This is a genomic window from Gloeomargarita sp. (assembly GCF_053491055.1).
Genome location: NZ_JBRCEP010000070.1, coordinates 16669 through 41827, shown reverse-complemented (window position 1 = coordinate 41827; position 25159 = coordinate 16669). Strand labels below are relative to the sequence as shown.

Below are 25159 nucleotides of genomic sequence, written 5' to 3'. Positions count from 1 at the left end.
GATTTGGGGGACGGGGCTGGGGTTGTCGCAGCAAAAGTTGTTCTTCCTGCCGATTCAGCATACGGATTTTATCTTTGCGGTGTTTGCCGAGGAGTTGGGTCTGGTGGGGAGTTTGTTGTTTTTGGGGTTTTTGCTGGTGTATGCGGGGGTGGGGTTGCGGGTGGCGATGAAGGCGGAAAAGCAGCCGGGGTTGCGGTTGGTGGCTTTGGGGGCGACGGTGTTGTTGGTGGGGCAGTCCCTGGTGAATGTGGGGGTGGCGACGGGGGTGTTGCCGACGACGGGCTTGCCGCTGCCGTTTTTTAGCTATGGGGGGAATGCGTTGCTGGCCAATTTCCTGCTGGCGGGGCTGTTGGTGCGGGTGGCGCGGGAGACGGAACGGGGGGCGGTGCTGTCTTGGCCGCAGGGATAGCCAGGGTGTCTGTTTATACTGAAGGTAAGGAGCAAAGCGGTTGCCATGACCGTGACGATGGGCAAACCACGCTTGCCTTGCCGGCAGTTGCGCCGCTGCACGCTGTTGTCGCTGCTGTTTGGGGCGGCGGGGTTGGTGGTGGTGGCAGGGACGGAGTTGCAACAGGCGTTGTTGGCTATGAAACCGGAGTTTGAGCGGCGCCATCCGGGGGTGCAGTTGGATTTGTACTTTCGGGGTTCCCAGGCGTTGGCGAACGATTATTTGGACAACCGTTATCAGAACCTGACGCCGACAATTTTGATCCCGGCCAATGGGGAGATTTTGGTCAAGTTGGCGCAGGATTGGCAGGCGCGGGAACGGAGTGAGCCGTTTTATGGGGCGCCCAAACCGATTGCCAAGACGTTTTTGGTGGGGATTGCCTGGCCGCAACGGGGACGGGTGTTGTTTCCCCAGGGGCGGTTTGATTGGGGACGGGTGGTGCAGGCGTTGCGGGCAGGACAGTGGGTGGCGCTGGGAGCACTGGCGCAGTGGGGTAGTTTTGATTTCCGCATGACCGACCCGTTGCGCTCTAACAAATGAAGGTTCCGGGGTGGCGGGCGGCAGTGGCGGTGACGGCGGTGACCCTGGGGGTCGGGGTTTTGGATGCCCAAGGTGCGTTGACGCGTTGGGAATTGTGGGGCTACGACCGGCTGCTTGTTTGGCAACCGACCGCAAAGTTGGAACTGCCGCTGGTGCGGGTGTGGGTGACGCCTGAAGATATGCAGGGACGCCAGCGGCTCACGGACCGGGAATTGCACCGCTTGCTGCAAAAATTGCTCGCCGAGCAGGTGGCGGTGGTGGGGGTGGACATGATCCGGGATGTACCGGTGGGGGGGGACGCGGCGGCGCAAAAGCAATTGGTGCGGTTGGTGGCGCAACAGGCACAGGCGCTCCAGGGGCGGTTCATTCTCACCTGTGTGTTGCCGGAGGGCGAGCAGGTGGGGGGTGGGCCGCCGCCGGGTTTGCCGCAACTGCTCGAGGTGGTGGGCTTTGCCGATGTGGTGCTGGACCCAGACCGGGTGGTGCGGCGCAGTTTGCTGGCACAGGCCACGGCCCAGGTAACCCCCACCCTGGGCACCCCAGCCTGTCATGCCCGGCATTCCCTAAGTTTTTTGACGGCGTTGACCTATTTGGAACAACAGGGCTACCGCCTGCGGGTCACGCCCCAGCAGCAGTTGCAGATTCACCACACCGTCATTCCCCGTTTGACGGCAGACGCCGGGCCTTATCGGGGGGTGGATGCGGCGGGGTATCAGATTTTGCTGCGCTACCAGCGACCGGCAACCGCAGCGGTGACCATGCGCCAAGTGATGGCGGGGCAATCCCCTATACCCCTGCGCAACCGGGTGGTGCTGGTGGGCTATGGGGAAGGGGCGGCGAAAACCGTTCTTACCCCCCTTGGTGCGCTTCCTTCGGTCGAATGGCACGCCCAAGCAACTGGGCACATCTTACGGTTGGTGTTGGGGGGCGAACGGCCGCTTTGGTGGTGGCCGCGCTGGGGGCAGGGGGTGTGGCTGTTGGTGTGGAGTGGCGTGGGGGCGTGGGCGGGCGGTCGGGCCAAACGGCAGTTGACCTGGGAACCGCTCTGGCTGCCGGGGCTATTGGTCCTCACCGCCATCGGTGCCGGTGTTTTGGGCGGTTGGGTGCCCTGGGTGGCTCCCGGTTTGGCCTACCTGGTCACAGGAATGTGGATGTGGGGATGGGTGCCCCGTCCCTTGGGGGTTTTCCGGCCACACCTCCACCGGACGCTGGCGCGGGGCAAATCCCTAGACACGCAGGGGCGCTATCACATCCAGGCCACCCTGGGCGAGGATGGCATTGGCTGGCTCTACGCGGCGACGGATCAGCACGTGGGGAAAACGGTGGTAGTGCGGGTGTTCAAAATATCTCCCTCACCCCAGCGGCGAGACGAACTGCGGCGTACCTTTGTGGCACAGGTGGAACGCTACGTGACCTTGCACAACCTCCACCTCATCCACATTCTGGATTTTGGGCTGACCAAACAGGGGTTTCCCTTCTATGTGCGGGAGTATCTCCCCGGCAGTAGTCTCCGCCAACGCCTGCGGCAGCAAGCCCAATTTTCGCCCATTCAGGCGGTGCATCTGGTGCGGCAAATTTGCAAGGGGCTGGAACCGGCGCACCGCCAGGGCTGGACCCACCAAGACCTGAAACCCGACAACATCTTTCTTGTTCCCACCGCAGCCATGTCGCCGCTGGGCGAACTGGTGAAAATTCTGGATTTCGGCTTCACCCGATGGATGTACGACAGTACCGCCGAGCGCACTCTCCTTAGCGATGCCAGTAGCTTGCCCTACACCGCCCCGGAACTTTTTGGGGGCATCACTGCCCAACCCAGCGCCGATGTTTACAGCTTGGGAATACTCCTCTATCGCCTTGTCAGCGGCCACTATCCCTTTCTCCTCACCGAGACAGACCCTTTCTCCCAATGGTGTCGCGCTCACCTTAACGAACGCCCACTCCCTCTGACCACTCCCCATACCCAGGGGCTAGACGCCATCCTCGAACGTTGTCTTGCCAAAGACCCCCACGCGCGTTATCCCGACGCCCAAGCCCTCGACCGAGCGCTCCACGATTGGCAAGGTTGCTCAGTTGAACAAATCACCTAGGGATATGAACCAACTCGGTCAGAACAAACCCCAATTCGTTATCACCACCAGCCCATAAATATCCTGAGCAAAAGCCACTGCGGTATGCAGCGATTGATATGGCGGTGGTTCTCTGAGGCATAAACGCTCTCGCGGCTGGAAGAATCCGCCTAACTATTGACTGACCATTTCCTTGTCTAACCGCCGTTTGCGGGCATAAAGTTGAATCGCAATGCCCATCGCCACCACCAAACCCACCACCGCCCAAGTGGTCACCCCCACAGGAAAATCATTCTTAAAAACCGCCAGCAACACAATCACAAACAACAGCACCGTCGGCGCTTCATTAAAAGCCCGCAACTGCCCACTCGTCCACCCACAGGTGCCCTGGGCCAATTGCTGCAACAACCGTCCGCAATAAAAGTGGTAAGCCAACAACAGCGCAACCAGCGTTAACTTCCAATGCAACCACCAGTCCCGCAACAGGGAACGTTCCAACACCAACAGCCCCACCGCCATCGTCACCGTTAAAATCATGCCAGGGGTAGTAATGATGTTGTACAGGCGTTTTTCCATGAGACCATACTGAGCAGTAAGGATACTCCGGGCGGGTTCCGGTTGGCTCTGGGCTTCTACGTGGTAGATAAACAGACGCACCAGATAAAATAGTCCGGCAAACCAGACCACGACGCCGATAATGTGCAGGGCTTTGAACCAGGAATAGACCATTGCCGCCATCACCTAGGTTGCACTCCATTCCTATGGTAACGCCAGGGGAAAAACGTTTTTGTTGCCCAATGTCACAATAGAATTAGATGCGTATGGGCGATGTGTTGACCCCTGACCCCCAGGAACTTTTCCCGTTTGCCCTGGATGAATTTCAACTCCGGGCGATGCGGGTTTTGGCGCAGGGGCATTCGGTGGTGGTGTGTGCGCCGACGGGTTCGGGGAAAACCCTGGTGGCGGAATATGCCATCCATCGGGCGTTGTACCGCGGGGAACGGGTGTTTTACACCACGCCGTTGAAGGCGTTGTCGAACCAAAAGTTCCGGGATTTTCGGCAACAATTTGGGGCGGAAATGGTTGGCCTGCTGACCGGCGATGTGAATATCAACCGGGATGCCCCGGTGGTTGTGATGACCACAGAAATTTTTCGCAATATGCTCTATGGCACGCCGATTGGGGAAGTGGGGACTTCCTTGGTGGGCTTAAATGCGGTGATTTTGGATGAATGTCACTATATGAATGACCCGCAGCGGGGGACGGTGTGGGAGGAAACGATTATTTATTGTCCCCAGTCGGTGCAGTTGGTGGCCCTCTCGGCAACGGTGGCCAATAGTGCCGATTTGACCCGCTGGATTGCCCAGGTACACGGGCCGACGGAGTTGGTTTATTCTGATTTTCGTCCGGTGCCGTTGCAGTATTTTTTTGCCAATGACAAGGGCATTGTTCCCCTGTTAAATGAAACCCAAACCGGCCCCCATCCCCGCTTAAAACTGCGCCGCCCGACGGGGGACCGCCAGGGGATTCCCGATGTACGCATGGTGGTGGAAACCTTGCGGGAATGGGATTTGCTCCCGGCGATTTATTTCATTTTCAGTCGCCGGGGCTGTGACCAGGCGGTGCAGACGGTGCGGGATTTGGCTGTGCTCACGCCGGAGGAGTCGGAGACCCTGCGCCAACAGGTGGATGAGTTTTTGGCCCGCAACCCGGAACTCTACCAGCCAGGGGCGATGCTGGAGGCCCTGTACCGGGGGATCGCTGCCCACCATGCGGGGGTGCTGCCGCCTTGGAAAGCCCTGATTGAGACGCTGTTTCAGCAGGGGTTGATCAAGGTGGTGTTTGCCACAGAGACGCTGGCGGCGGGGATCAATATGCCTGCCCGGACGACGGTGATCGCCAGTTTGTCGAAGCGCACAGACCGGGGGCATCGCCTACTGTTTCCTTCGGAGTTTTTGCAGATGGCAGGGCGCGCCGGGCGGCGGGGGATGGATGAGCGGGGGTATGTGATCATTTTGCAAACACCGTTTGAGGGGGCACGGGAGGCGGTGCGGTTTGCCCTGGCCGAACCCGACCCCTTGGAAAGTAAATTTACCCCTAGCTACGGCATGGTGTTGAATCTGTTGCAAATGCACACCCTGGAAGAAACAAAAGCCCTGATTCAAAGCAGTTTTGGGCAATTTTTATCCCTGCGTGCACTGCAACCTTTACAGGAAAAATTGGCGCAATTAAATGCGCAAAAAAACCAATTGGAGCAGGAATTGCAAGGGGTGGATATTGCCCAGGCGGCGGCCTACGAGAAACTGCGGCAACAGCACAGGGAAGCCCGGCGGTTGTTGAAGATTCTGGAGGAGCAGGCGAGGGAAACCCGTGCCAAACAGCTTTCCTTGGCGGTGAATTTCGCCATTACCGGTACGGTGTTGGTGATGCAGGGCAAACACGTGCCCCAACCGACGCCTGCGGTTTTGGTCAGTCGGGTGGCAGGCGGTGGCCAATTTCCTTATTTGATTTGCCTGGGGCGGGACAACCGCTGGTATGTGGTCACCACCCACGATGTGATTGATTTACACGCCGAATTGCCCCGTCTGCGTGCCGTTGATGACCTCACCCCACCGGGGGATTTGCTCCCCAAACCCGGACAGCACCGGCAGGGGGATGCCCAGACGGCGGTGGTTGCGCAACAGATTCCCGCTTTCCCCCCGGTGGAGATGGGGCCGGAGGTGCAAGCCCAACGGCAACAGGTGCTGTGGTTAGAAGACCAATTGGCCCAACACCCTGGGCGTTTGCTCCACAAGTCGGGGGCGCTCATCCAAAAGCAATACCAACTGGAGAAAATCAACCAACACATCCAGCAACTGGAACAGGAATTGCAGCAAAAATCCCAACGCCACTGGCAGGATTTTCTCAACCTGATTGATATGCTTAAAGAGTGCGATTGTCTGGCTTCCCTGACCCCGACGGCCCTGGGGCAGACGGTGGCGGCCCTGCGGGGGGACAACGAACTGTGGTTGGGGTTGGCGCTGGCCAGTGGTGTGTTGGATAGGTTGGCGGCGCCCGATTTGGCGGCGGCGGTGGCGGCTTTGGTGATGGAAACCCCCCGTTCCGATAGCTGGACGAATTACCCGCTGCCTGCCCCGGTGGAGGCGGCCTTGAGCCAACTGCGTCCGCTGCGCCGTAAGCTTTTCCAATTGCAGCGTCGCTATCACATTGGGTTTCCCCTGTGGCTGGAGCCGGATTTGGTGCCTTTGGTAGAGCGGTGGGCGGCGGGGGTGAGTTGGCCGGAACTCTGCCAGCACACCAATTTGGACGGGGGGGATATGGTGCGTTTGCTGCGGCGGACGATGGATGTTTTGTCGCAGATTCCCCATGTTCCCCATTTGTCGCTGGATTTGAAAGCCAACGCCCGCGTCGCCTGGCAGGCGATGAACCGCTTCCCGGTGGACGAAGGTTGGGAAGACTGAGCGCTATAGGAATACCTTGGGCGTCGGTGTGGGTTTTGGGCGGTTTCCGGCCAAAACTTATGCCATAATAGACACGATTGCCAACAGGAGCCTCGCAGGAGGTTTGCTTTGTGAGGAGTGTGGTGTTATGAACAAGGGTGAACTGGTGGACTTGGTGGCTCAACATGCTGACCTGCCCAAAAAGATGGTGGATGCGGTGATTACCGAAGTCTTCAATACCATCATCGAAACGGTTTCCGCAGGCGAAAAAGTGACTTTGGTGGGGTTTGGTTCCTTTGAGGTGCGCAAGCGGCAGGCGCGGGAGGGGCGCAATCCCCGCACCGGCGAACCGATGCTGATTCCGGCAACCCAAGTGCCAGCGTTTTCGGCGGGGAAACAGTTCAAAGAGCGGGTCGCGTTGTAGTTGCAGCCACCACGTCATGGAGGAAACCGCCTCTGGGCCGCCGGTTTGGCCGGGTGTGACCCGGAGGCGATTCTCGATTTTTCGGCGAATCTCAATCCCCTGGCGCCACCGGCGTGGGTGGAGGAAATGCTGCGCCACCATTTCCACCGGATAACGCCCTATCCCGACCCGGACTACCAATACCTGCGGCGTGCGATTGCGACGTTCCATCAGGTGGAACCGGAGTGGGTATGGGTGGGGAATGGGGCGGCGCATCTGCTGACCTGGTTGGGGCGGGATTTGGCGGCTACTGGCGCGGTGACCCTGGTGACTCCGGCATTTGGGGACCACTGGCGGGCCTTGCAGGCGTTTGGGGCAGAAATCCAACCCTGGCGGTTGCCCTGGACCCGGTGCGAAGTGGCGTTACCGGCATGGGGGGGCGGTTTGGTACTCAGTAATCCCCACAATCCCACCGGTTATCTCTTCTCCCAAGCGCAATTGACCGCGGTCCTCGATGCCTGGGACTTGGTGGTGATTGATGAATCGTTTATGGATTTTTTGCCCCCGGAACGGGAACAGAGCTTGATTCCGTTCCTGCCCCGGCACCGAAACCTAGTGATTCTCCGGTCGTTTACCAAGTTTTACGGGTTGGCGGGGTTGCGTTTGGGCTATGTGGTGGCGCATCCGGAGCGGATTCGGCGCTACCGGCAATGGGATGCTCCTTGGAGTGTGAATGGTTTGGCGGCGGTTTTGGGGGAACGTTTGCTGCAGGACCGGGCGTTTCAGCAACGCACCTGGGATTGGTTGAAGACCCATTATCCCCCTTTGTATCAGGGGTTATCCTTGCTCCCTGGCCTGGAACCCTACCCCAGCGCCGCCAATTTTATCCTGGTAAAAACCGCCATTCCTGCCCCGGAATTACAGCGGCGATTGCTGGTCAACCACCGCATTTTGATCCGCGATACGCTGAGTTATCCCGAATTAGGGCCGGGCTATTTTCGGGTAGCGGTGCGCTTGGCCGCAGAAAACCAACAGTTACTCGCGGCCCTAAGGGGCGAGGGCATGACCCCGGAGTAAACTGCCGATGGTTTTGGCCGTAATTTTCAACTGCACCAGGGGATGGGCCGGAACCACGGTTTTGTAGAGATAGCTATTGAAGGTCAACCGCTGCACATCCCGGTCGCTGCACATTTCCACAAAGGCTTCGCGGGTGGCGTTGGAACGGTAAAACACCCGTTGCAATAGGTCAAGTACCGCGTAGGTGAGGCCATAGGTTTGGTCCCACCGGCGCAGGTATTGGCGCAGGTCTTGCTCGGTGGGAATTTTTTGCCCCCCTTGCGAGGCTTCCACAATGGTTTCGGCGCACATCCGCCCGGATTTGGCCGCAAAATAAATGCCTTCTCCGGAGGATTTGGTCACATAGCCGGCGGCATCCCCCACCAGCGCTACCCGACCCACCACCCGCCGGGGCCGGGGATGCTCAGGAATCGGATGGGCTTCCACCTTGATCACTTCGCCCCCCTGCAACCGCGCCTGCGCCCTTGTGCGAATCCCCGCTTGCAATTGGCGAATGTCGGCCTTGTGGGCCTTCATGGTGCCGGTGCCCACCGCCACATGGTCGTATTTGGGAAACACCCAGGCGTAAAAATCCGTCGAGACATCATCCCCCACATACATTTCCGCCAAATCCTCGTAATAGCGCATTTGTTCGGCGGGCAAACGGATGCGTTCTTGGAAGGCAATCGCATAGTTGTACTCCCCGGCGTCAATCGCCTTGGCGACCTTGGAATTGGCCCCATCCGCCCCGATAATCAGGTCCACTGCCAAGGTTTTGGGCCTGCCTTTGGCCCCCCCATCGCTCAAGTCGTTGTAGTGCAATAGATAGCTTTCTTGCGTTGTTTGCGGCAGGGTAATGGCTTGCACCAGGCCGTGAATCAACTGCGCTCCCAAAGCCGCTGCCCGATTGCGCAAAAAGGCATCCAAAATCTCCCGGCGGCACATCCCAATATATTCCTGGGCGTTTTCCAACTTAATATCCACTTCCCGATTGGACGGGGAAATCATTTTCATCTGCCGTACCCGCCGGTCAATGATCTCCGGGGGCAGGTCAAACTCATCCACCATACACAGGGGAATCGCACCGCCGCAGGGCTTGCAATTGTCCAGTTTGCGCTCGAATAAATAGGTTTCAATCCCCGCTTTGGCCAGCGTTTCTGCCGCTGCAGCCCCCGCCGGGCCACCCCCTACCACTGCTACGCGAAGTGTCACCGCCGTATCCTACCCAATCACCTACCTATGGGCGGCATCGTAGCACGGTTTTCCCCCGCTTGCCCCTTTCTGTAACAGCCTTGCAATACTTGACCCGCTCATCTTCGCGTCAGCAGAACGAAGTCCCTAAGCCCCCGACTTCAGAAAACAGCAGCAATGTTCAGTGTTCAAAAACGGCCTGGTAATGCAACAAATCTAAACTGACCAGCGTCGGGACACAGGCAAAACACTGTTGCGCCAATTCCCAGCGTCCCTCTCGCCGGAGCATCGCGGTCAATAGTTCGGCCATTTTGGGTAAATAAATGACATCGTTGGCGGCATAGGCTAATTGTTCGGGACTCAGCGCATCTGGTCGTCCCCAGTCGGAAGATTGTGCCTGTTTGTCCAATTCGATCCCTAAGAGTTCCTGGACAAGGTCTTTCAGGCCATGCTTGGGGGAATAGGTGCGGGCAAGTTTACTGGCAATCTTCGTACAAAAAATCGGCTGTACATGAATGTGCAAATGATAGCGCAATGTCGCTAGGTCAAACCGAGCATAGTGAAAAATTTTCAGGATATTCGGCGCCTCTAATAATTGTTGTAAATGGGGGGCCACCCGCTGACCTTGAGCAATTTTTACTAGGGTAGCTTGCCCGGCGGCATCGCTAATTTGCACCAAACACAACCGGTCGCGGGCCGGAATTAGCCCCATCGTTTCCGTATCTACACCTAAGACTGATTGTTGCTGATAATGGGCAAAAAGTTCTGCGGATAAATCCTGCTCGCAAAAATGGACTTTCTCCATGGTATCACCTGCCGTATTCTTGGTCAAAAGCTTGCCGGTTGGGATAAACTTTGATAATGCGTTCTAGACCGGTAATTTCGAGCAGGGTTTTGACCTGTTCAGAAGGTTGACACAGGGCAAGTTCGCCACCGGCAGAACGTAAGCTCTTCAAAGCGGCCACAATCGCACCTAGCCCCGAACTATCCACAAATTCCACCTGACTCAAGTCCAGCAAAACGAGGGCGGCTTTTTGATGGGCAATCTGTTTGACCTGTTGGGTCAACGCATCTTTGGTCGTGGTATCCAGACGGCTAGGCGGCACGACCACCTCCAAGGGCAGTTGGGTCATAAGAATTGCACAGCCTTTTTAAGTTACTACAGCATGATACCACTGACAGCAGGCTTCAATGGCAATGGGACGGCATGATTGAGCAGTTCCTGACCAAAGACTTTGCGGATGCCCAGGGCAAAAGTGTGGCCATTTCGCCGGGGGTTTTGATGCTAAGGACGCCCCCACCTTTTACCCAAGTTCCCAGAATCGGTACCGGATGACCCGCACGCCAATGCCAAAACCGCATTGCCAAAGCAGTAAAGTTGCACCCATCGTCAATAGGGTTTTGCCGGTGGTAACGGTCACCTTCGCTACGCGAGGCAACGCGATCCGGATGAGAATTAGGGTTAAACCCCTGCAAAGTTGCTGGCATCGGATATTGCCGCGCTGCATCAGAGTCACAGGAAGCATGACTACAGCCTTCCTCAACGAGCATGAAATAGGGGTTGTCGCCCTGCACCTGGGCTTGCTTTAATCATGGGGATTGCGATGGCGTTACAACGAGGCTCAGGCACTTCTTTTCTCTGTAAAATTACCATAAATTTACTATAATTTACTATAAATTACTGTTTCAATTGGTGTTGCAAAAGAGAATCTATATTCTGTTTTTTTTTCAAATTGAGTTGTTGGGGTCATCCTATCTGGAGCAACAGCCTACTTCAACTGGCGATGGCCAAGGGGTGGCTGTCAGTTTCGGTTCCGGAAACATCCTTTGCCCGGCAGCTTTAATTCCGCAAGCGAAAACTTTGAAAAAACTTTTGGACAAGTGCTTCGGAACCTTCCGGCACCAAGGTATCCAAAACATACAGGCGAGAACCACTCACTGTGAAAAAGGCTTGGCCTGTGCGTTTTTTCCCATCGGTAGTTGTTTCGTAAATCAAACGCTTGCCCGCCAAACCATTCATGGTCGCCGGTTCAAAAGACAGTTCCCGAGCGTTTTGTTGGCGTAGCATCGAGGCTTTGGCTTGCCCCATCAGGCCATCAGCTCCCAGAAATTGCACCGCCAACAGCGGCAGGTCGGAACAACTCACCGAAAAACTTACCCCACCCTCTTGCACGGAAAAAATATAGGTCGTGATGGGGCCCACAGGTGAAGCCTCCTGCACCTGGGAAGCGGTGGGGGTCAGCGGCATTTCCACCTCAAACCAGCCCGCCGGTGGCGTGTAGGAAACCCATTTGGTTTGGGCCATCCCCGCAGGGATGGGTAAAACCACCGTTGCGGCGGCAATCGAAAAGATCACCCAGCCCAACTGCCACCTGCGCCGCCACCCTTGCATACCGGCATCTCGTCAGGATTGCTTGGGGCAGAGGAACGCAACCCTTACCTACCCCCCCCCTCCCCATCAAGTGTAATTTGCCAAGAACTCTGGGTCAATCGTTTGCTGGGTGCCCGCAAAATCGTGATCTGGGGTCAGAAATAACATGCAGTGGCACTCTTTGCGCTCCCGCATGGGCACACAGGGGCAGTTCCAAAAGCCTTGTTTGGCCTCGGCTTCCTTGTCTTCGTAGTGGCGGCAGGGGCAAAGGGGCGCCCCCAGTTCTTCCTTGTGCTTGGCCAAGCCTTGGATGACCGTGGCCGTTACCCCCAAATCCACACAAAAATAGGTGCCTGTCCGCTGGGCATAGGTCTCGGCAAATTTGCGCATGGTTTCGAGGGTGTTGGTGATCGCGCTGGTACTGGTCATGGATTTGCCACAGATGGATGATGTCTTCGTATTCATTGTGCCAGGAAGTTTGGGGCGGGCGGGTTAAAATCGGAATATTCGTTACAGTCTGTTACTCATGTTCTGGCCGCGCTGTAGTGGCATCTTACTGCACCCTACGTCCCTGCCGGGGCCGGAAGGGATCGGAGATTTGGGCGCTGGGAGTCGGGCCTGGGTGGATTTTTTGGCGCAGGCAAAACAGCGGCTCTGGCAGATTTTACCCCTGGGGCCGACGGGCTACGGCAATTCTCCCTACCTGTCCTATTCGGCAATGGCGGGGAATCCGCTGCTGATTAGTCTGGAACCGCTGCGCGCCCAAGGGTGGCTCCCGGCAGAAGCACTGCTGCCGGATTTGCCGAGCCAACGGGTGGATTACGACGGGGTTTCGCAGTACAAGATGGCGCAACTGCGGCAGGCCTGGGCCAAGTTCCAAAAGGATGCCGCCGGGATGGCCGCCTTGCAGGAGTTTGTCGCCCAACAGCACCATTGGTTGCCGGATTTTAGCCTGTTTATGGCGCTGAAGGCGGCGCATGGGGGACAGCCTTGGTATGCCTGGGAACGGGGGTTGGCCTGGCGCGAACCGGCGACGTTGGCCCGCTGGCAGGAACGGGTGCGCCCGGAGCAGGAATTTCACCAGTTTTTGCAGTACCTGTTTTGGCAACAATGGCAGGCACTGCACCGCTACGCCCAGGAACGCCAGGTGCGGATCATCGGGGATTTGCCAATTTATGTGGCCCATGACAGCGCGGATGTGTGGGTGCACCCGGAACTGTTTGCCATTGACCGGGACACGGGGGCGGTGACTTTGATGGCAGGGGTGCCGCCGGATTATTTCAGTGCCACAGGACAACTGTGGGGCAACCCGGTCTATGATTGGCAGGCGCTGGCGCAAACAGATTTTGCCTGGTGGGTGCAACGGCTCCGGCATCTGTTGCAGTGGGTGGATGTGATTCGTATTGACCACTTCCGGGGTTTTGAGTCGTTTTGGCAGGTACCGGCCGGCGCGGAAACGGCCATGCATGGGGAATGGGTGCCGGGGCCTGGGGAAGCCTTCTTTCGCACCCTGGAGCGGGAATTGGGGGAATTGCCCATCATCGTCGAGGATTTGGGAGTGATTACCCCGGCGGTAGAGGCGCTGCGGGACCGCTTGGGCTTCCCAGGGACCAAGGTGCTGCAATTTGCCTTCGACGACAACCCGGATAACCCCTACCGCCCCTGCAATTTTTCCCCCCATTGTGTGGTCTATACCGGCACCCACGACAACCCGACGACGGTGGCCTGGTACGCCAGTTTGGATGAGGCGGCGCAACATCGCGTGATCCGTTACTTGGGCTATTTGAGCGCCCAGGGCATCCACTGGGATTTGATCCGCTTGGGCATGGCCTCGGTGGCCCGCTGGTGCATCGTGCCGCTGCAGGATGTGCTGGGGCTGGGGCCGGAAGGACGCATGAATGCCCCTGGGGAAGCGGCGCACAACTGGGAATGGCGTTGCCCACCGGCAGCCCTCACCCCCGATTTGGCCGCCAAATTGGCCACCCTCACCGCCACCTACAGCCGGGCACACCAAACCTGGCCGTCTCCCCCTGCTGCTTCAGACGCTTGCCGGCCGGGACACGCAGCCGGTCAGCCAGTTGTTTAGAATCGTCAAGCCCACCGCGCCGGACTTTTCCGGGTGGAATTGGGTGGCCAGACAGTTTCCTTGGGCAATGGCTGCCGTGAGGGTCTGTGCCCCGTAGGTCACCGTCGCGGCAACGGTATGGGGGTCCGCAGGCACCCCGTGGTAGGAATGGACAAAGTACACCCAAGGATGGGGGGGCAAACTCTGCCACAGGGGGCAATCCGGTTGCGTGAAATGCAGTTGATTCCAACCCATGTGGGGAATGGGATGCCCTGGCTTTGCGGGAATGGCCTGCACCCGCCCTGGGATGATGCCCAACCCCGGTTCCTGGCCTTCTTCGCTGCCGCTAAAGAGCAATTGCAACCCCAGACAGATGCCCAAAAACGGTCTATCGGCGGCAATCCAGGCCTGCAGGGGCGCGACCAGTTGACGTTGGCGCAACTGCCGCATCGCCGGGTCAAAAGCGCCCACGCCCGGCAAAATCAACCCATCGTAGGCATCGGTAATTTCAGCCGTCACTTCCCCCCCCACCCCCAGATAACGCAGGGCTTTGACCACGGAATGCAAATTGCCCATGTCGTAGTCAATCACGCCGATCCGCATGGTCGGTCTGCCGACGCTTCGGGGTTGGGGGTCTGTTGTTGCCGGATTTGATTCAACAGGGCGATCACCCGACTGCCCCGCTCCAAGGACGTATCTTCCCGAAAGATGACCTCCGGGGTACGCCGCAGACGCACCCGCTGCCCCAACACCGAACGCACATAGCCGGTTGCAGAAGCCAGCCCGGCCATCGTCTGCGCCCGGACTTCCGGGGAGCCATAGATGCTCACATACACCTGGGCGTGCTGCAAATCCCCAGACACCTCCACCGCCGTCACGCTGACGAGGCCCTGCCCCACCCGCTCATCCTTGATGCCGCTGAGCAACAGTTGACTGATTTCCCGCTTGATCAGTTCGGCAACCCGTTCCACCCGGCGACTGGTAGCCATCGTCTGTCTCCTCCCATACACACACTTGCCCCCGGCTCAGGAAGCGGGCACTTCTGACGGCGCGGCGCTGGTTTTGGCTTTGCTCCCTTTGCGCATATCCGCCATCACCGCCTGCGCCTGCTTGAGCCGTTCCAAACTGCTCCGGTACAGGTCCAAATCCCGCTCGACCCGTTCGCTGTTGAGCTGGAGCGCCTGCGCCAGGGTGCGTACCGCCGTCGGCCACTGGGATTCCGCCTCAGGCCACAGGGTCTGCACCAAGGTCAACAGGCCAATGCCCACCAACCGGCTGTACTTGGGCGGGGGTGGGGTCAACCAGGTCAGCAATTCCCGCTGCAAGGGGTCCTGCGCCGTCAGGGGCGTATCCGGCTGGGCCAACCAACTGCGCAACGCCGCGCCACTTTCTCCCTGCGCCAGGGTCAGCAACCGCTGGGCATCGGCCCGCAACTGCTGGGGGTCGTGGTTTAACGCCCGACAGAGCGCCTGGAAAATCGAGTCCCGCTGCGCCGTCGGTCGGTAGTGCGCCATCAGCGTATCAAAACTGGTGACCACCCCCAGCGCGTACAGGGGATGATAGCGATAGGCCACATTCACCTGGAGCAGGTGCATTTCCACCAGCATTTCCTCCACCACCCGCTGGTACACCGCATGAATCGGACGGGGGTGGTAGGTGTAAAAAGCCCGTTTGGTATCGGCAACCGTTGGCACGGGGGGCACAGGCGTCGGTCCTTTGTCGGGGGCGCACAAACTGTGATCCATTTTACCGCGTCCCTTCCCCCACCGACAGCAGGGCAAGCTGAGCTACATAGGCAGCCAACCGCGCCATGCCTTTGTCAATCGTGGCCGGGGCGGTTGCGTAGGACAGGCCCACGTGCTGGTCATCCCCCCAAACACACCCCGGCACCAGCGGTTGCGGCCACCTACAGGTCATGGGCGCAGATGGAGAACGGGTGGGGTAGGGCCCCCTGCCGAGCCTACCCTTGCGGCATAACTCACCCACTACCTCCCCAAGATGCAGCAAAACTTGTAGGACATTGCGCAGCACGTATTTACTCCCCTTGCTGACCACAATCTGCGCCAGGGTCTAGGCAGGCCCTTATCTTGGTACCCTTTTGCCGCCATCGCCTTCCGAACGTCCCTTCCCCGGCGGCCAAATGGCATTCCTGCCGGCAGCGCGCTTGGAAGGCGACAGGCGGCGATGGGAGAGCACCAGGGCAAACCTCAGGTTTATTATGGCTTAGCGGCGCCCCGTTTGCAGAAGGGTTAAGTGGGGACAAACCGGCGGATGGTCGCCAGGGAGTCGGTTTTGAGCCACTTCAAACTGTCTTTTTGGAATTGTTGCCAGGGTTGGTAGAGGTCGCGAAACGCCCGTGACGCCCGGCTTTGGTCGGCCAACAGGTCTTGGGTCACCTGCCAGGCGGTTCGGAGAATGTCCTCCCCATAGGGCCGCAATTGGGTGCCCCCCTGGAGCAGTTGTTGCAGCGCCGTTTGGTTGCGCATTTCGTACTGGGAGAGCATGGCCAGATTGGTGGCCTGCGCCGCCAATTCCAGGGCCTGCTGATAACTCCGGGGCAGTTGTTCCCAGGCGCGGCGGTTAATGAGCAATTCCAAAGTTGGCCCTGGTTCCCACCAACCGGGGTAGTAGTAGTAGCGGGCCGCCCGGGGCAACCCCAACCGCTGGTCATCGTGGGGGCCGACCCATTCTGCCGCATCCAGAGCGCCCCGCTCCAGCGCCAAAAACAATTCACTCCCTGGCAGCACCTGCACGTTCACCCCCATCTGGGCCATGACCTTGCCCCCCAAACCTGGCAGGCGCATTTTTAAGCCCTTGAGGTCGCTAAGGCTACGCACCTCCCGCCGGAACCAGCCCCCCATCTGCGCCCCCGTATTCCCCGCCGGAAAGGTAATCACCCCAAAGTCGGCGTAGAGCTTTTGCATGGCGGCCAACCCACCCCCGGCATACCACCAGGCATTTTGCTGTTGCGCCGTCAACCCAAAGGGAACGCTCGTGCCAAACACCAAAGCCGGGTTTTGCCCCAAGTAATAGTAACTAGCGGTGTGCCCTGCTTCCACCGTGCCAGAGCGCACTGCATCCAAGACCTGCAACCCAGGGACAATCTCGCCTGCGGCAAAGGGTGTAAGCGTAAACCGCCCGTCGGTCAGGGCTTTCACCTGCGCCGCCAGGGCCTGCACCCCGCCAAAGAGGGTGTCTAGGGATGTCGGCCAACTGGTCGCCAACCGCCAACGCACCTGGGGTTGGGTGATGACCGCCGGGGCTTGCTTCCGACTACAGGCCGCCAGCCCAAGCGTTCCCAAGCCGATTAACCCTGCCCGGCGTCGCATCCCAGTCGCTCAAAAATCCCTGTACAAGGCCTGGGCCATGCCCTTACCTGGCGTTGGCTCTTGTTGGCTGGCTGCGGCAACGCCCCTTTCCAACACCCAAATCCCCACACCATCGCTCCCTTCGTTGTTTCCCCCTATCGCTCGAAGCAATCGCTGCATCGTGCCATTCGCGCCACCGTCTTGTCAATATCATCGCTGGTGTTTGGGTCAATTGTACCCAAGAAGTTCTCCAGGGATGGCGGTTGCCTGGCCGCAGCGTTGAACCCTGCAACAAAAGTTCATGAATTGGCGGTCGCCAATATCTCCATGAAAAATATTTTCAAAAACATTTCCGTATATGCCGCCGCTGATTGACACTCCCCTGCCTTCAGGCGGGGGGTTCTTACGCCGTTCCCAAACGGACTCGTAAAGGCACTGTCAAGACGCCTCTACACCGTTCCTTGGAATCAACTCCCAAGGTTCTGCTTACTTTATCTGAGACGTACCTAGTTCCAGACTGCTTGTCATTGGTCGGGTTTTGCACCGTAGTTGGCTGCTTGCCTGGAAACGCTACGCCTCGCCAACAATGATAGCCATTGAGCAACTTACGTTGCTTAAGGGCTTTTCCTCCCCGTACTACGGGGCTACCAAGCTATCCTGATGTGTGCTCTGTGGCAAGCTGCGCGTCAACAATACCCGCCGTTCATTCATACCCGTTGGTTTGCGGGGATATGACTCAGCTAACTGGCGGGTGGGTGAATGACCAAACATTTGGTGCGGGCAGATTGCCCGGATTTGATGGTCACAGCCGACTTAGGACAACCAAAGTGTTTGGCGACTAAAGCAATGAGTTCGGCGTTGGCTTTGCCGTCTACAGGCGGCGATTTTAAGCGGGCGAGCCAATGACCATCGGGCATTTGCTCAAGCAAGGAGACGCGGGAATTGGGTTTCACGTGTACGTGCAGCATCATTGCCCCAGGGAACCCCCTTAGTAAGGGTAAGATAAAGTTATCCTAACCGGTTTAAGAACCGGGGTTCCAGGGCCATCTCTCTACGCGCACGAGGGTTACGCTCAGGGTGCCTTCTGGGGGAAACATTTGGGTTTGACCTGGAAGTGGGGGTTCCTGAGGGGCAGGAAATACCCTGTACGATCCGGTGAGAAAATACTGGTGCGGCGGGTTATTCCCTACGCGATTGCGGTTGCTTTGCTGTTGCTTCATGCCAATGGAACCGTCACTGCTGGAAAAGCCTGAGGGGTAATGCACTTGTGCAGCCAACGACTTTGGTCACGCCGGGCAATTCTCACAGCGGGCGTGGGCCTGGTGGCCGGTTGTCGGGCAGCCACTGTGTTGCGCTTACACATCTTGAAAAATTCGGTGCCCTCGGTGTGGGTGCGCCGTTTTCGCCGCCGTCATGCCCTGGATGTGACCACCCAACCCCAACAGACCGATTTGCGCGCCCAACTGGACAAGACCGACCCCCCCGATGTGCTGACCTTGGGCCTGGCGTGGCTGCCGCAGGTGCAGGCAGAGCGGAAGTTAAGTCCTTGGCAGCCGAAGAACCTGACCCGTTGGCGCGAACTCCCCCCCCAATGGCAGAAGGTTGGTTCTACCCAAAACCAGCTCTGGTGGGTGCCCTACCGCTGGGGCACGACCGCCTTGGCGTACCGCCGGGACCAATTGACCTGGCAACCCGAGGATTGGGCAAGTCTCTGGCGCCCGGAATTGCGGCAGCGGGTGAGTGCCATCGCCCAGTTTCGGGAATTGCTGGCGCTGTGCTTTCTGCGCCTGGGACGCTCGATCAATACCCCTGCCCCTTGGCCGCTCTCGGAACTCAAAGCCCAATTGCAAGCCCTGCATCAACAAATTCGGCTGTACAGCGATTCGCATTACCTGCAACCCCTGGTGTTGGGGGATGTGGCGATGGCCGTGGGCTGGTCAAGCGACCTGTTGGCCCTCGCCCAGCGTTATCCCCAGATTCAGGTGGTCATGCCCCCAGGGAGCGCCATTTGGGCCGATGGCTGGGTGTTACCTGCCGGCAAGTCAATGTCTCGGGTGGCAACCGCGTGGGTGAATTTTTGCTGGGAACCCGAACAACTTGCCAGCTTGGAGACCCAAGGGCTGGCCTGGTCCCCCTTTGCCCCCCAGCTCCAGCAATACGAATTCTACCGGCCTTTGAACCCCGCAACCCAAGCGGCCTATGCAGCCTTGCGCCGGTGGTGGTTGGCCTTGTCGCCGGTTACTCCTTGACCTCCTTGAGCAACTTGGGATCGATTTTGTCCGGTTCCGGCACAATCCACAGGTAAATGGTGCGCCCGTCCACCTGCTGCACCTCATCCGGGAGCCATTCCCCCATGTCAAAAGCATGGGAAACAATCCGGGTGCCAGGACGCAGACGCAACAGTTTGGGCCGCAGACGTAAATTCACGCTGGGCAATAAATACATCGTAATAACAGTATATTTACTAAGGTCGGTGTCGAACAGGTTTTGTTGGATAATTTCTGCTCGGTCGGCCACGCCAGCGCGTTGGATATTGCGGCGGCTTTCGGCCACCAAGGCCGGGTCAATTTCCACCCCTACCGCCTTTTTCACCTGGTAGTCGCGGGCGGCGGTAATTACAATCCGGCCATCGCCGCTGCCCAAATCCAGCAGAATATCCTGGCTGTTGACCCGTCCCAACTTGAGCATGGCGTCCACCACTTCCTGGGGGGTGGGCACATAGGGAACATCCTTGGCAATGGTTTCCCCGAGCGTGGGCCAAACGGGCAGAGCCGCGGCTTTGGGGGGGAGCACCCAGGGGCACAGCGCCGCCACACTCAGGCTGACCCCGGTATAGACCAAAACCGCATGCCGGCGCATCAACATCATCACTCCCATACAACGCATGAACCAGCAGGGGGCATTCCCTTACAGCTTAGCAAGTGGCGCCGATTTAGGCCGACCACTCAAGGGCAACCCCACCGCCAACACGGCCACGCCGACCAAGGCCCCCACTTGGGTATAGGCCAAGCTGGCATAAAGCAGATAACCGCAGGTGGCGCAAAACAGCAGGGGCGGCCAAGGGTACAGGGGCACCCGAAAAGGTCGGGGCCGCTCCGGTTCCCGCCAGCGCAACACCATGAGCGCGACCCCCGTCAACAACATAAACAGCCAAAACACCGGCGCGGTGTAATCCACCATCGTGGCAAACCCCTTGCGGGTAAGGGTTCCCAGCAGGACCAAACCCAGGCAAATGCCCGCCTGCACGGTCAAGGCGCCCACCGGCGTAGCGAAACGGGGATGCCAGGCCACCAACGCCCGCAAAAAGCCAAAGTCCTGTCCTAGGGCATAGTGGCTGCGCGCCCCGGTGAGAATCGTCCCCTGGATTGCCCCCAAGGCCGAAATGGCAATCAGGGCACTGGTGACCATCGCCGCCTCAGACCCCAGGGTATGCCGCAACAGGTCCGTCGCCACCGCCTGGGATTGGGCCACCCCTGCCAATCCCAACCCCCGCAGATAGGCCCAATTCACCAGCAGATACAGCACGGTAATCAGGCCAATCCCCCCCAGCAACGTGCGGGGTAGGGTGCGTTGCACCTGACGCAATTCCGCCGAAATGTAGGCCGCCTCATTCCAGCCGCCGTAGGTAAACAGCACAAACACCAGCGCCAAACCCAGGTTCAGGGGCCGGGTCGGTTCCGGCATCGCCAGATGCGGTTGGTTGGTCCCCCACAACCCCGCCAGCACCACCACCAACAGTCCCAGCACCTTTGCCCCGCTCAGCCCGGTCTGCACCCAGACGCTAGGGGTCAACCCCAGGACATTGCAACCGGTCAACAGCAGCACCGCCGCCGCTGCATACACCGAAGGGCCATAGGTCCCCAACGGCAGCAATTGCTGACAATAATCCCCAAACACAAACGCCAGCAGCACAATCGATCCGGATTGAATGACCGTCAGCCGCGCCCAGCCAAACAAAAACGCCACCCGCGCGCCAAAGGTGCGATCCAAATAGTGATACACCCCGCCCGCATGGGGATAGGCCGCCCCCAACTCGGCAAAACACAGCCCCCCCACCAGCGACAGCACCCCGCCCAACAACCAAACCAACACCACCTGGGCCACCGTCTGCAGATGCATCGCCACCAACACCGGCGTCTCAAAAATCCCCACCCCCACCACAATCCCCACAATCAAGGCAATGCCATCCCGTACCGTCAAACGGGGCTGCAGGGGGCTGGCAACCGCCGCCACCGCTGCCGGTTGGGTGGGACTATCCGGTCGTGACATGGGCATTTTGTAACGAAAACGATACAAAATATACCGGTAGGATAAACGACGCTTCCCCCGCTTGGCAAGCACAGACTGCCGCCAGGGCGATTAATTGCGATCCGGGGGCAACCCCTGCTCAAAATGCTCCTGCTTAAGGTAGATCGGAATAAAGCGATGAATGGCCACCGCTTCCAGGAGAACCAAAATCTGTGGTTGGGGCGCAACCAAAAACGGTTGGCCACCTAACGCTTGAATCTTTTTGCTGCAACTGACCAGGGCGCCCAAGCCCTTGCTGTCCATAAAATCCACAGTACTCAAATTAATCCCCACGATCCACGCCTGACCCGCCACCAGGTCTAAGCACTGTTGCGTAAACAGCTCCGCCGTCGCCGTATCCAACCGGGTCAAGGGAATCTCGACCGTCTGTGGTGGGGAACCAAATTGCTCCCGCACCTTTGGGGTAAACATAAGGCGTTCCATGCTTTGAGCATACTGCAAAACCAAGGCAGCGGCCGCCCCTTTTAGAAAAAGGTTGCCTCCGTGTCACAAAACTTAATGTTCCAGGGAAACAAGACCCAATTTCGGCCTTGGAGGTCAAGCCATCCCGTCACCACCAGATTGGCTATCATTGACGAAGGCATTAGCCAAGTGACGATGCCAGAGATGCCATCGGTGATCAACACGAATTCGTATGCAATGCCGCTCTGACTGTTGGTGCTAGGCTTCCAGGACAAAATTGAGCAGTTTACCGGGGACATAGATAACTTTTTTGATGGTTTTGCCCTGCAAATACCGTTGCCCCAGTTCCGAAGTTTTGGCCAGATGTTCTAACGTCGCTTGATCCGCTTGGCTGGGCACAGAAATGGTTCCCCGCGTCTTACCCATCACTTGCACCACTAAAGGAATTTCTGTCACCACCAAAGCCTGTTCATCAACCGGCGGCCAGGGTTGCTGATGAATGGAATCCTCATGCCCCAATTGATGCCACAATTCCTCGGTGATATGGGGTGCAAAGGGCGCTAACAGCACCAGCAACACCCGAATACCTTCTGCCACCACTGCGGCATGGTTGCCCGTGTAGTCGCTCAACTCATTGGTGAGCTTCATCAGACTGGCAATGGCCGTGTTGAATTGATAAGTCTCAGTGGTATCGGTGGTCACAGCCTGGACGGTCTGGTGAATCACCCGCCGTAGATGCCGGTCAGCAGGCGTCAGTTCGCCTTGACCCTGGGGCGGCGATTCCCGGTACTGCTGCACCAACCGCCACACCCGCTGCAAAAACCGAAATTGCCCTTCCACATCCGCATCATCCCACTCCAAATCCTTCTCTGGCGGCGCTTTGAAGAGGATAAACATCCGGGCCGTATCCGCACCGTATTTGGCTAAAACCTGTTCGGGATCAACGCCATTGTATTTAGACTTAGACATTTTTTCGTAGAATACGGCCACCGGTTCTTCTGTTTCCTTATCCCGGTAGGCGCCCTGCACCACAATCACTTGGTCCGGCGGGAGATACTTGCCCGTGTGGATGGTTTTGTAGGTCAGCCCCTGCACCATGCCCTGGGTCAACAACCGCGTAAAGGGTTCCCCAAACGGAATCAACCCCCGGTCCCGCAACACTTTGGTAATAAAACGGGCATAAAGTAGGTGCAAAATGGCATGTTCGATCCCACCAACGTACTGATCGACCGGTAGCCAGTCCTGGATGCGGGCCGGGTCGAAAATCGCCTGGTCATTGCGGGGGTCGGCAAACCGCAAAAAGTACCAGGACGAATCCATAAACGTATCCATCGTATCCGTTTCCCGCCGCGCCGGACGACCACATTGGGGACAGGGTACCCGCACCCAGGCCTCCAGTTGCGCCAAAGGCGACGGCCCTCTCCCCGTCAAGGTCACCTGGGCAGGCAACAGGACGGGTAAATCCTGCTCCGGCACCGGCACCACCCCACACCGGTCGCAGTGGATGATGGGAATGGGCACCCCCCAATAGCGCTGGCGGGAAATCAGCCAATCCCGCAACCGGTACTGCACCCGCGGTTCGCCCCAACCGCGCTCCTGCGCCGCTTGCGTGATTTTTTCTTTGGCCGCGTCGCTGTCTAAACCGGTAAATTCCCCCGAATGGATCAAAATACCCGGCCCGGTGTAGGCGGCGGTTGGGGACGTAGAAACCCCGTTGGCTCCTGGGGGCGCAATCACCGGTGTAATGGGCAAACCGTACTGCTGGGCAAAGGCAAAATCCCGTTCATCGTGGGCCGGCACCCCCATCACCGCCCCCGTACCGTATTCGTACAGCACATAGTCGGCAACCCAAATCGGCACCCGCTGTTGATTAAAAGGATTCACGGCCCACGCGCCCAAAGGCATCCCCCGTTTGGGCTGATCCGCCGCCGTGCGCTCTGCCGCCGACCGGGCGGTCAGTTCCTGGCAAAAGGCCTGCACCGCCGCTTTTTGGGCAGGGTCAACCAACCGCAGCACCTGGGGATGTTCCGGCGCCAGCACCAGGTAGGACACCCCAAACACCGTATCCGGGCGGGTGGTGAATACGGAAATGGTCTCTGCCTGCCCTGCCACCGGAAAGTGCAACAGCGCCCCCACCGAACGCCCAATCCAATTGGCCTGCATGGTTTTGACCCGCTCCGGCCAGCCCGTCAACGTATCCAAATCCCGCAGCAGTTCGTCCGCGTAGTGGGTAATCCGCAAAAACCACTGTTTGAGCAATTTCTGTTCCACCTGCGCCCCCGAGCGCCAGGAACGCCCTTGACTGTCCACCTGCTCGTTGGCCAACACCGTCTGGTCCACCGGGTCCCAATTCACCAGCGCCTCCTGCTGGTAGGCCAGACCCATGTGCCACATCTGGAGAAAAATCCACTGCGTCCAGCGGTAGTACTCGGGCTGATAGGTCGCCACTTCCCGCTCCCAGTCGTAGCTCAACCCCAAAGCCTGCAACTGCCGCCGCATATTGGCGATATTGTTCGCCGTCCAGATAGCTGGGTGCACCCCCCGGTCAATCGCCGCATTTTCCGCCGGTAACCCAAACGCATCCCAGCCCATTGGGTGCAACACCCGGTACCCCTGCATCCGCCGCACCCGCGCGATCACATCCGTAATCGTGTAGTTGCGGACATGGCCCATGTGCAAATTCCCCGACGGGTAGGGAAACATGGACAGGGCGTAATACTTGGGCGCTTGGGGGTCCTGGCGGGTTTGATACAACCCCTGCGCCTGCCAAACCTGCTGCCAACGGGGTTCCAGTTCTGCCGGTTGATAGCGGGCTGCGCTCATGTCACCTGTCCAATCGGGCCACTTGCTTGCCGGGCCTGCGGGTCGAGGCGTTCGGTGATGTAGGCTGCCAACTCCCGAAACCGAGGCACACAGCGCAATTCCAACCGTTTGCCGTCTTTGAGGGTGATCACCATATCCCCCCACAACCCCACCCCCCGCGGAATCGTCACCACCCGCGCCATCTCGCTGTAGATCACATCCGAGCGGCTCCGGCCCAACCAGCCCCCGGTGACGGTGACCCGCCGGTTGGTAATCCGGTAGCGCACCCACAGCGCCCGCGTGACCGCCCCAATCGTCAAGGGTAACCACACCACCGTCACCCCCAAAATCAAATTCAAAAGCAAATCCCCCCGGTGGGGCCCGCCCTCAAAAATCACCTCTTCCCGAATGCCCATCGATTATCCCCGCCTGCTGCCAAAGCTGTTTTAATTCTGACAAAAAATCCCAGTACTGTCCCGTCAAGGCCTCCGGCTGCGCTGCGATGACCATCTGCCAACCTGGGCGACACAGGGGCAACAACTGCCGCACCGCCGCCCGTATTTGCCGTTTGAGCCGGTTGCGTTGTACCGCTTTTTTACTCACCTTACTGCTTACCACCACCGCCACCTGTACCCCCGTTCCCTCCGGATGCGGACGGTAACGCAGGCGAAAATAGCGCCCCCGTACCTGCTGGTGGTTCTGGTAAAAGTCGGCAAAGACCCGATGACCCTGTAACCGATAACACCGGGGCAACCCCAC

27 protein-coding genes are annotated in these 25159 nt (G+C 58.7%); 9 read left to right on the top strand and 18 right to left on the bottom strand.

What is annotated here, in order from left to right; translation table 11 throughout:
• The 3 genes from ACWISF_RS07860 to ACWISF_RS07850 all read left to right on the top strand — a co-directional run.
• A partial coding sequence (locus ACWISF_RS07860; protein ID WP_448381032.1) for an FtsW/RodA/SpoVE family cell cycle protein occupies positions 1-409 on the top strand: 409 nt, incomplete at its 5' end.
• 45 nt (positions 410-454) lie between these two features.
• Complete coding sequence (locus ACWISF_RS07855; RefSeq protein ID WP_448381031.1) at positions 455-988, top strand: substrate-binding domain-containing protein; 534 nt, start codon at positions 455-457, stop codon at positions 986-988.
• A complete protein-coding gene (locus tag ACWISF_RS07850) occupies positions 985-3075 on the top strand; it encodes a CHASE2 domain-containing serine/threonine-protein kinase (RefSeq protein ID WP_448381030.1) in 2091 nt (696 codons plus the stop codon). Before ACWISF_RS07855 ends, ACWISF_RS07850 begins: the two co-directional genes overlap by 4 nt.
• Before the next feature lie 153 nt (positions 3076-3228).
• On the opposite strand, the gene hemJ is transcribed toward ACWISF_RS07850, so the two are convergent.
• Positions 3229-3783 carry a protoporphyrinogen oxidase HemJ gene (gene hemJ, locus ACWISF_RS07845; RefSeq protein WP_448381033.1) on the bottom strand — a complete coding sequence of 185 codons (555 nt, stop codon included), beginning with the start codon at positions 3781-3783 and terminating at the stop codon, positions 3229-3231.
• Between the two features lie 86 nt (positions 3784-3869).
• Between hemJ and ACWISF_RS07840 the strand changes: the two genes are divergently transcribed.
• The 3 genes from ACWISF_RS07840 to cobD all read left to right on the top strand — a co-directional run bounded on the left by ACWISF_RS07840 (position 3870) and on the right by cobD (position 7974).
• A complete protein-coding gene (locus ACWISF_RS07840; protein ID WP_448381029.1) occupies positions 3870-6515 on the top strand; it encodes a DEAD/DEAH box helicase in 2646 nt (881 codons plus the stop codon).
• A 127-nt stretch (positions 6516-6642) separates the two neighbouring features.
• The gene (locus ACWISF_RS07835; protein WP_448381028.1) at positions 6643-6918 is read left to right on the top strand and encodes an HU family DNA-binding protein; all 276 of its coding nucleotides are present in this window, start codon (positions 6643-6645) and stop codon (positions 6916-6918) included.
• Positions 6919-7974 (top strand): threonine-phosphate decarboxylase CobD, encoded by a 1056-nt coding sequence (gene cobD / locus ACWISF_RS07830; protein ID WP_448381027.1) that lies wholly within the window; start codon positions 6919-6921, stop codon positions 7972-7974.
• Here the strand turns inward: cobD and chlP are convergent.
• The 5 genes from chlP to ACWISF_RS07805 form a co-directional block, all read right to left on the bottom strand.
• On the bottom strand, positions 7945-9165 hold the full coding sequence (chlP, locus tag ACWISF_RS07825; protein WP_448381026.1) for a geranylgeranyl reductase: 1221 nt from the start codon (positions 9163-9165) through the stop codon (positions 7945-7947). The genes cobD and chlP overlap by 30 nt on opposite strands.
• A 160-nt stretch (positions 9166-9325) precedes the next feature.
• The gene (locus ACWISF_RS07820) at positions 9326-9949 is read right to left on the bottom strand and encodes a ribonuclease H-like domain-containing protein (protein ID WP_448381025.1); all 624 of its coding nucleotides are present in this window, start codon (positions 9947-9949) and stop codon (positions 9326-9328) included.
• 4 nt (positions 9950-9953) lie between these two features.
• The gene (locus ACWISF_RS07815; RefSeq protein WP_448381024.1) at positions 9954-10277 is read right to left on the bottom strand and encodes an STAS domain-containing protein; all 324 of its coding nucleotides are present in this window, start codon (positions 10275-10277) and stop codon (positions 9954-9956) included.
• A 707-nt stretch (positions 10278-10984) separates the two neighbouring features.
• On the bottom strand, positions 10985-11536 hold the full coding sequence (locus ACWISF_RS07810; RefSeq protein ID WP_448381023.1) for a hypothetical protein: 552 nt from the start codon (positions 11534-11536) through the stop codon (positions 10985-10987).
• A 66-nt stretch (positions 11537-11602) separates the two neighbouring features.
• The gene (locus ACWISF_RS07805; protein WP_448381022.1) at positions 11603-11944 is read right to left on the bottom strand and encodes a ferredoxin-thioredoxin reductase catalytic domain-containing protein; all 342 of its coding nucleotides are present in this window, start codon (positions 11942-11944) and stop codon (positions 11603-11605) included.
• 97 nt (positions 11945-12041) lie between these two features.
• Here ACWISF_RS07805 and malQ point away from each other — a divergent pair, with 97 nt between their 5' ends.
• A complete protein-coding gene (gene malQ, locus ACWISF_RS07800; RefSeq protein ID WP_448381021.1) occupies positions 12042-13601 on the top strand; it encodes a 4-alpha-glucanotransferase in 1560 nt (519 codons plus the stop codon).
• Here the strand turns inward: malQ and hisH are convergent.
• The 5 genes from hisH to ACWISF_RS07775 form a co-directional block, all read right to left on the bottom strand.
• Entirely contained in the window at positions 13554-14183 is a 630-nt protein-coding gene (gene hisH, locus ACWISF_RS07795; protein ID WP_448381020.1) for an imidazole glycerol phosphate synthase subunit HisH, read from the bottom strand. The two genes, malQ and hisH, sit on opposite strands and share 48 nt — an antisense overlap.
• Positions 14168-14569, bottom strand: a complete 402-nt coding sequence (gene rbfA / locus ACWISF_RS07790; RefSeq protein ID WP_448381019.1) for a 30S ribosome-binding factor RbfA — start codon at positions 14567-14569, stop codon at positions 14168-14170. The genes hisH and rbfA overlap by 16 nt, the downstream gene beginning before the upstream one ends.
• A gap of 36 nt (positions 14570-14605) precedes the next feature.
• A complete protein-coding gene (psb29, locus tag ACWISF_RS07785; protein WP_448381018.1) occupies positions 14606-15283 on the bottom strand; it encodes a photosystem II biogenesis protein Psp29 in 678 nt (225 codons plus the stop codon).
• Between the two features lie 43 nt (positions 15284-15326).
• Positions 15327-15497 (bottom strand): hypothetical protein, encoded by a 171-nt coding sequence (locus tag ACWISF_RS07780; protein ID WP_448381017.1) that lies wholly within the window; start codon positions 15495-15497, stop codon positions 15327-15329.
• Positions 15498-15829: 332 nt separating this feature from the next.
• Positions 15830-16909 carry a TRAP transporter substrate-binding protein gene (locus ACWISF_RS07775; RefSeq protein WP_448381016.1) on the bottom strand — a complete coding sequence of 360 codons (1080 nt, stop codon included), beginning with the start codon at positions 16907-16909 and terminating at the stop codon, positions 15830-15832.
• A gap of 63 nt (positions 16910-16972) precedes the next feature.
• Here ACWISF_RS07775 and ACWISF_RS07770 point away from each other — a divergent pair, with 63 nt between their 5' ends.
• Positions 16973-17263, top strand: coding sequence for a hypothetical protein (locus ACWISF_RS07770; protein ID WP_448381015.1), 291 nt, complete (start codon positions 16973-16975; stop codon positions 17261-17263).
• 365 nt (positions 17264-17628) lie between these two features.
• On the opposite strand, the gene ACWISF_RS07765 is transcribed toward ACWISF_RS07770, so the two are convergent.
• Entirely contained in the window at positions 17629-17859 is a 231-nt protein-coding gene (locus ACWISF_RS07765; protein ID WP_448381014.1) for a DUF167 domain-containing protein, read from the bottom strand.
• Positions 17860-18153: 294 nt separating this feature from the next.
• Here ACWISF_RS07765 and ACWISF_RS07760 point away from each other — a divergent pair, with 294 nt between their 5' ends.
• Complete coding sequence (locus tag ACWISF_RS07760; protein WP_448381013.1) at positions 18154-19137, top strand: extracellular solute-binding protein; 984 nt, start codon at positions 18154-18156, stop codon at positions 19135-19137.
• Here ACWISF_RS07760 and ACWISF_RS07755 read toward each other — a convergent pair.
• The 6 genes from ACWISF_RS07755 to rnpA all read right to left on the bottom strand — a co-directional run bounded on the left by ACWISF_RS07755 (position 19127) and on the right by rnpA (position 25159).
• On the bottom strand, positions 19127-19753 hold the full coding sequence (locus ACWISF_RS07755) for an SAM-dependent methyltransferase (protein ID WP_448381012.1): 627 nt from the start codon (positions 19751-19753) through the stop codon (positions 19127-19129). The two genes, ACWISF_RS07760 and ACWISF_RS07755, sit on opposite strands and share 11 nt — an antisense overlap.
• Positions 19754-19795: 42 nt before the next feature.
• Positions 19796-21157: an APC family permease gene (locus ACWISF_RS07750; protein ID WP_448381011.1), complete on the bottom strand. Its 1362-nt coding sequence runs from the start codon at positions 21155-21157 to the stop codon at positions 19796-19798.
• Positions 21158-21247: 90 nt separating this feature from the next.
• Positions 21248-21607, bottom strand: a complete 360-nt coding sequence (locus tag ACWISF_RS07745) for an STAS domain-containing protein (RefSeq protein ID WP_448381010.1) — start codon at positions 21605-21607, stop codon at positions 21248-21250.
• A gap of 249 nt (positions 21608-21856) precedes the next feature.
• Positions 21857-24421, bottom strand: coding sequence for a leucine--tRNA ligase (gene leuS, locus ACWISF_RS07740; protein ID WP_448381009.1), 2565 nt, complete (start codon positions 24419-24421; stop codon positions 21857-21859).
• On the bottom strand, positions 24418-24816 hold the full coding sequence (locus tag ACWISF_RS07735; RefSeq protein WP_448381008.1) for a PH domain-containing protein: 399 nt from the start codon (positions 24814-24816) through the stop codon (positions 24418-24420). The genes leuS and ACWISF_RS07735 overlap by 4 nt, the downstream gene beginning before the upstream one ends.
• Positions 24788-25159 (bottom strand): ribonuclease P protein component, encoded by a 372-nt coding sequence (gene rnpA / locus ACWISF_RS07730; RefSeq protein ID WP_448381007.1) that lies wholly within the window; start codon positions 25157-25159, stop codon positions 24788-24790. Before rnpA ends, ACWISF_RS07735 begins: the two co-directional genes overlap by 29 nt.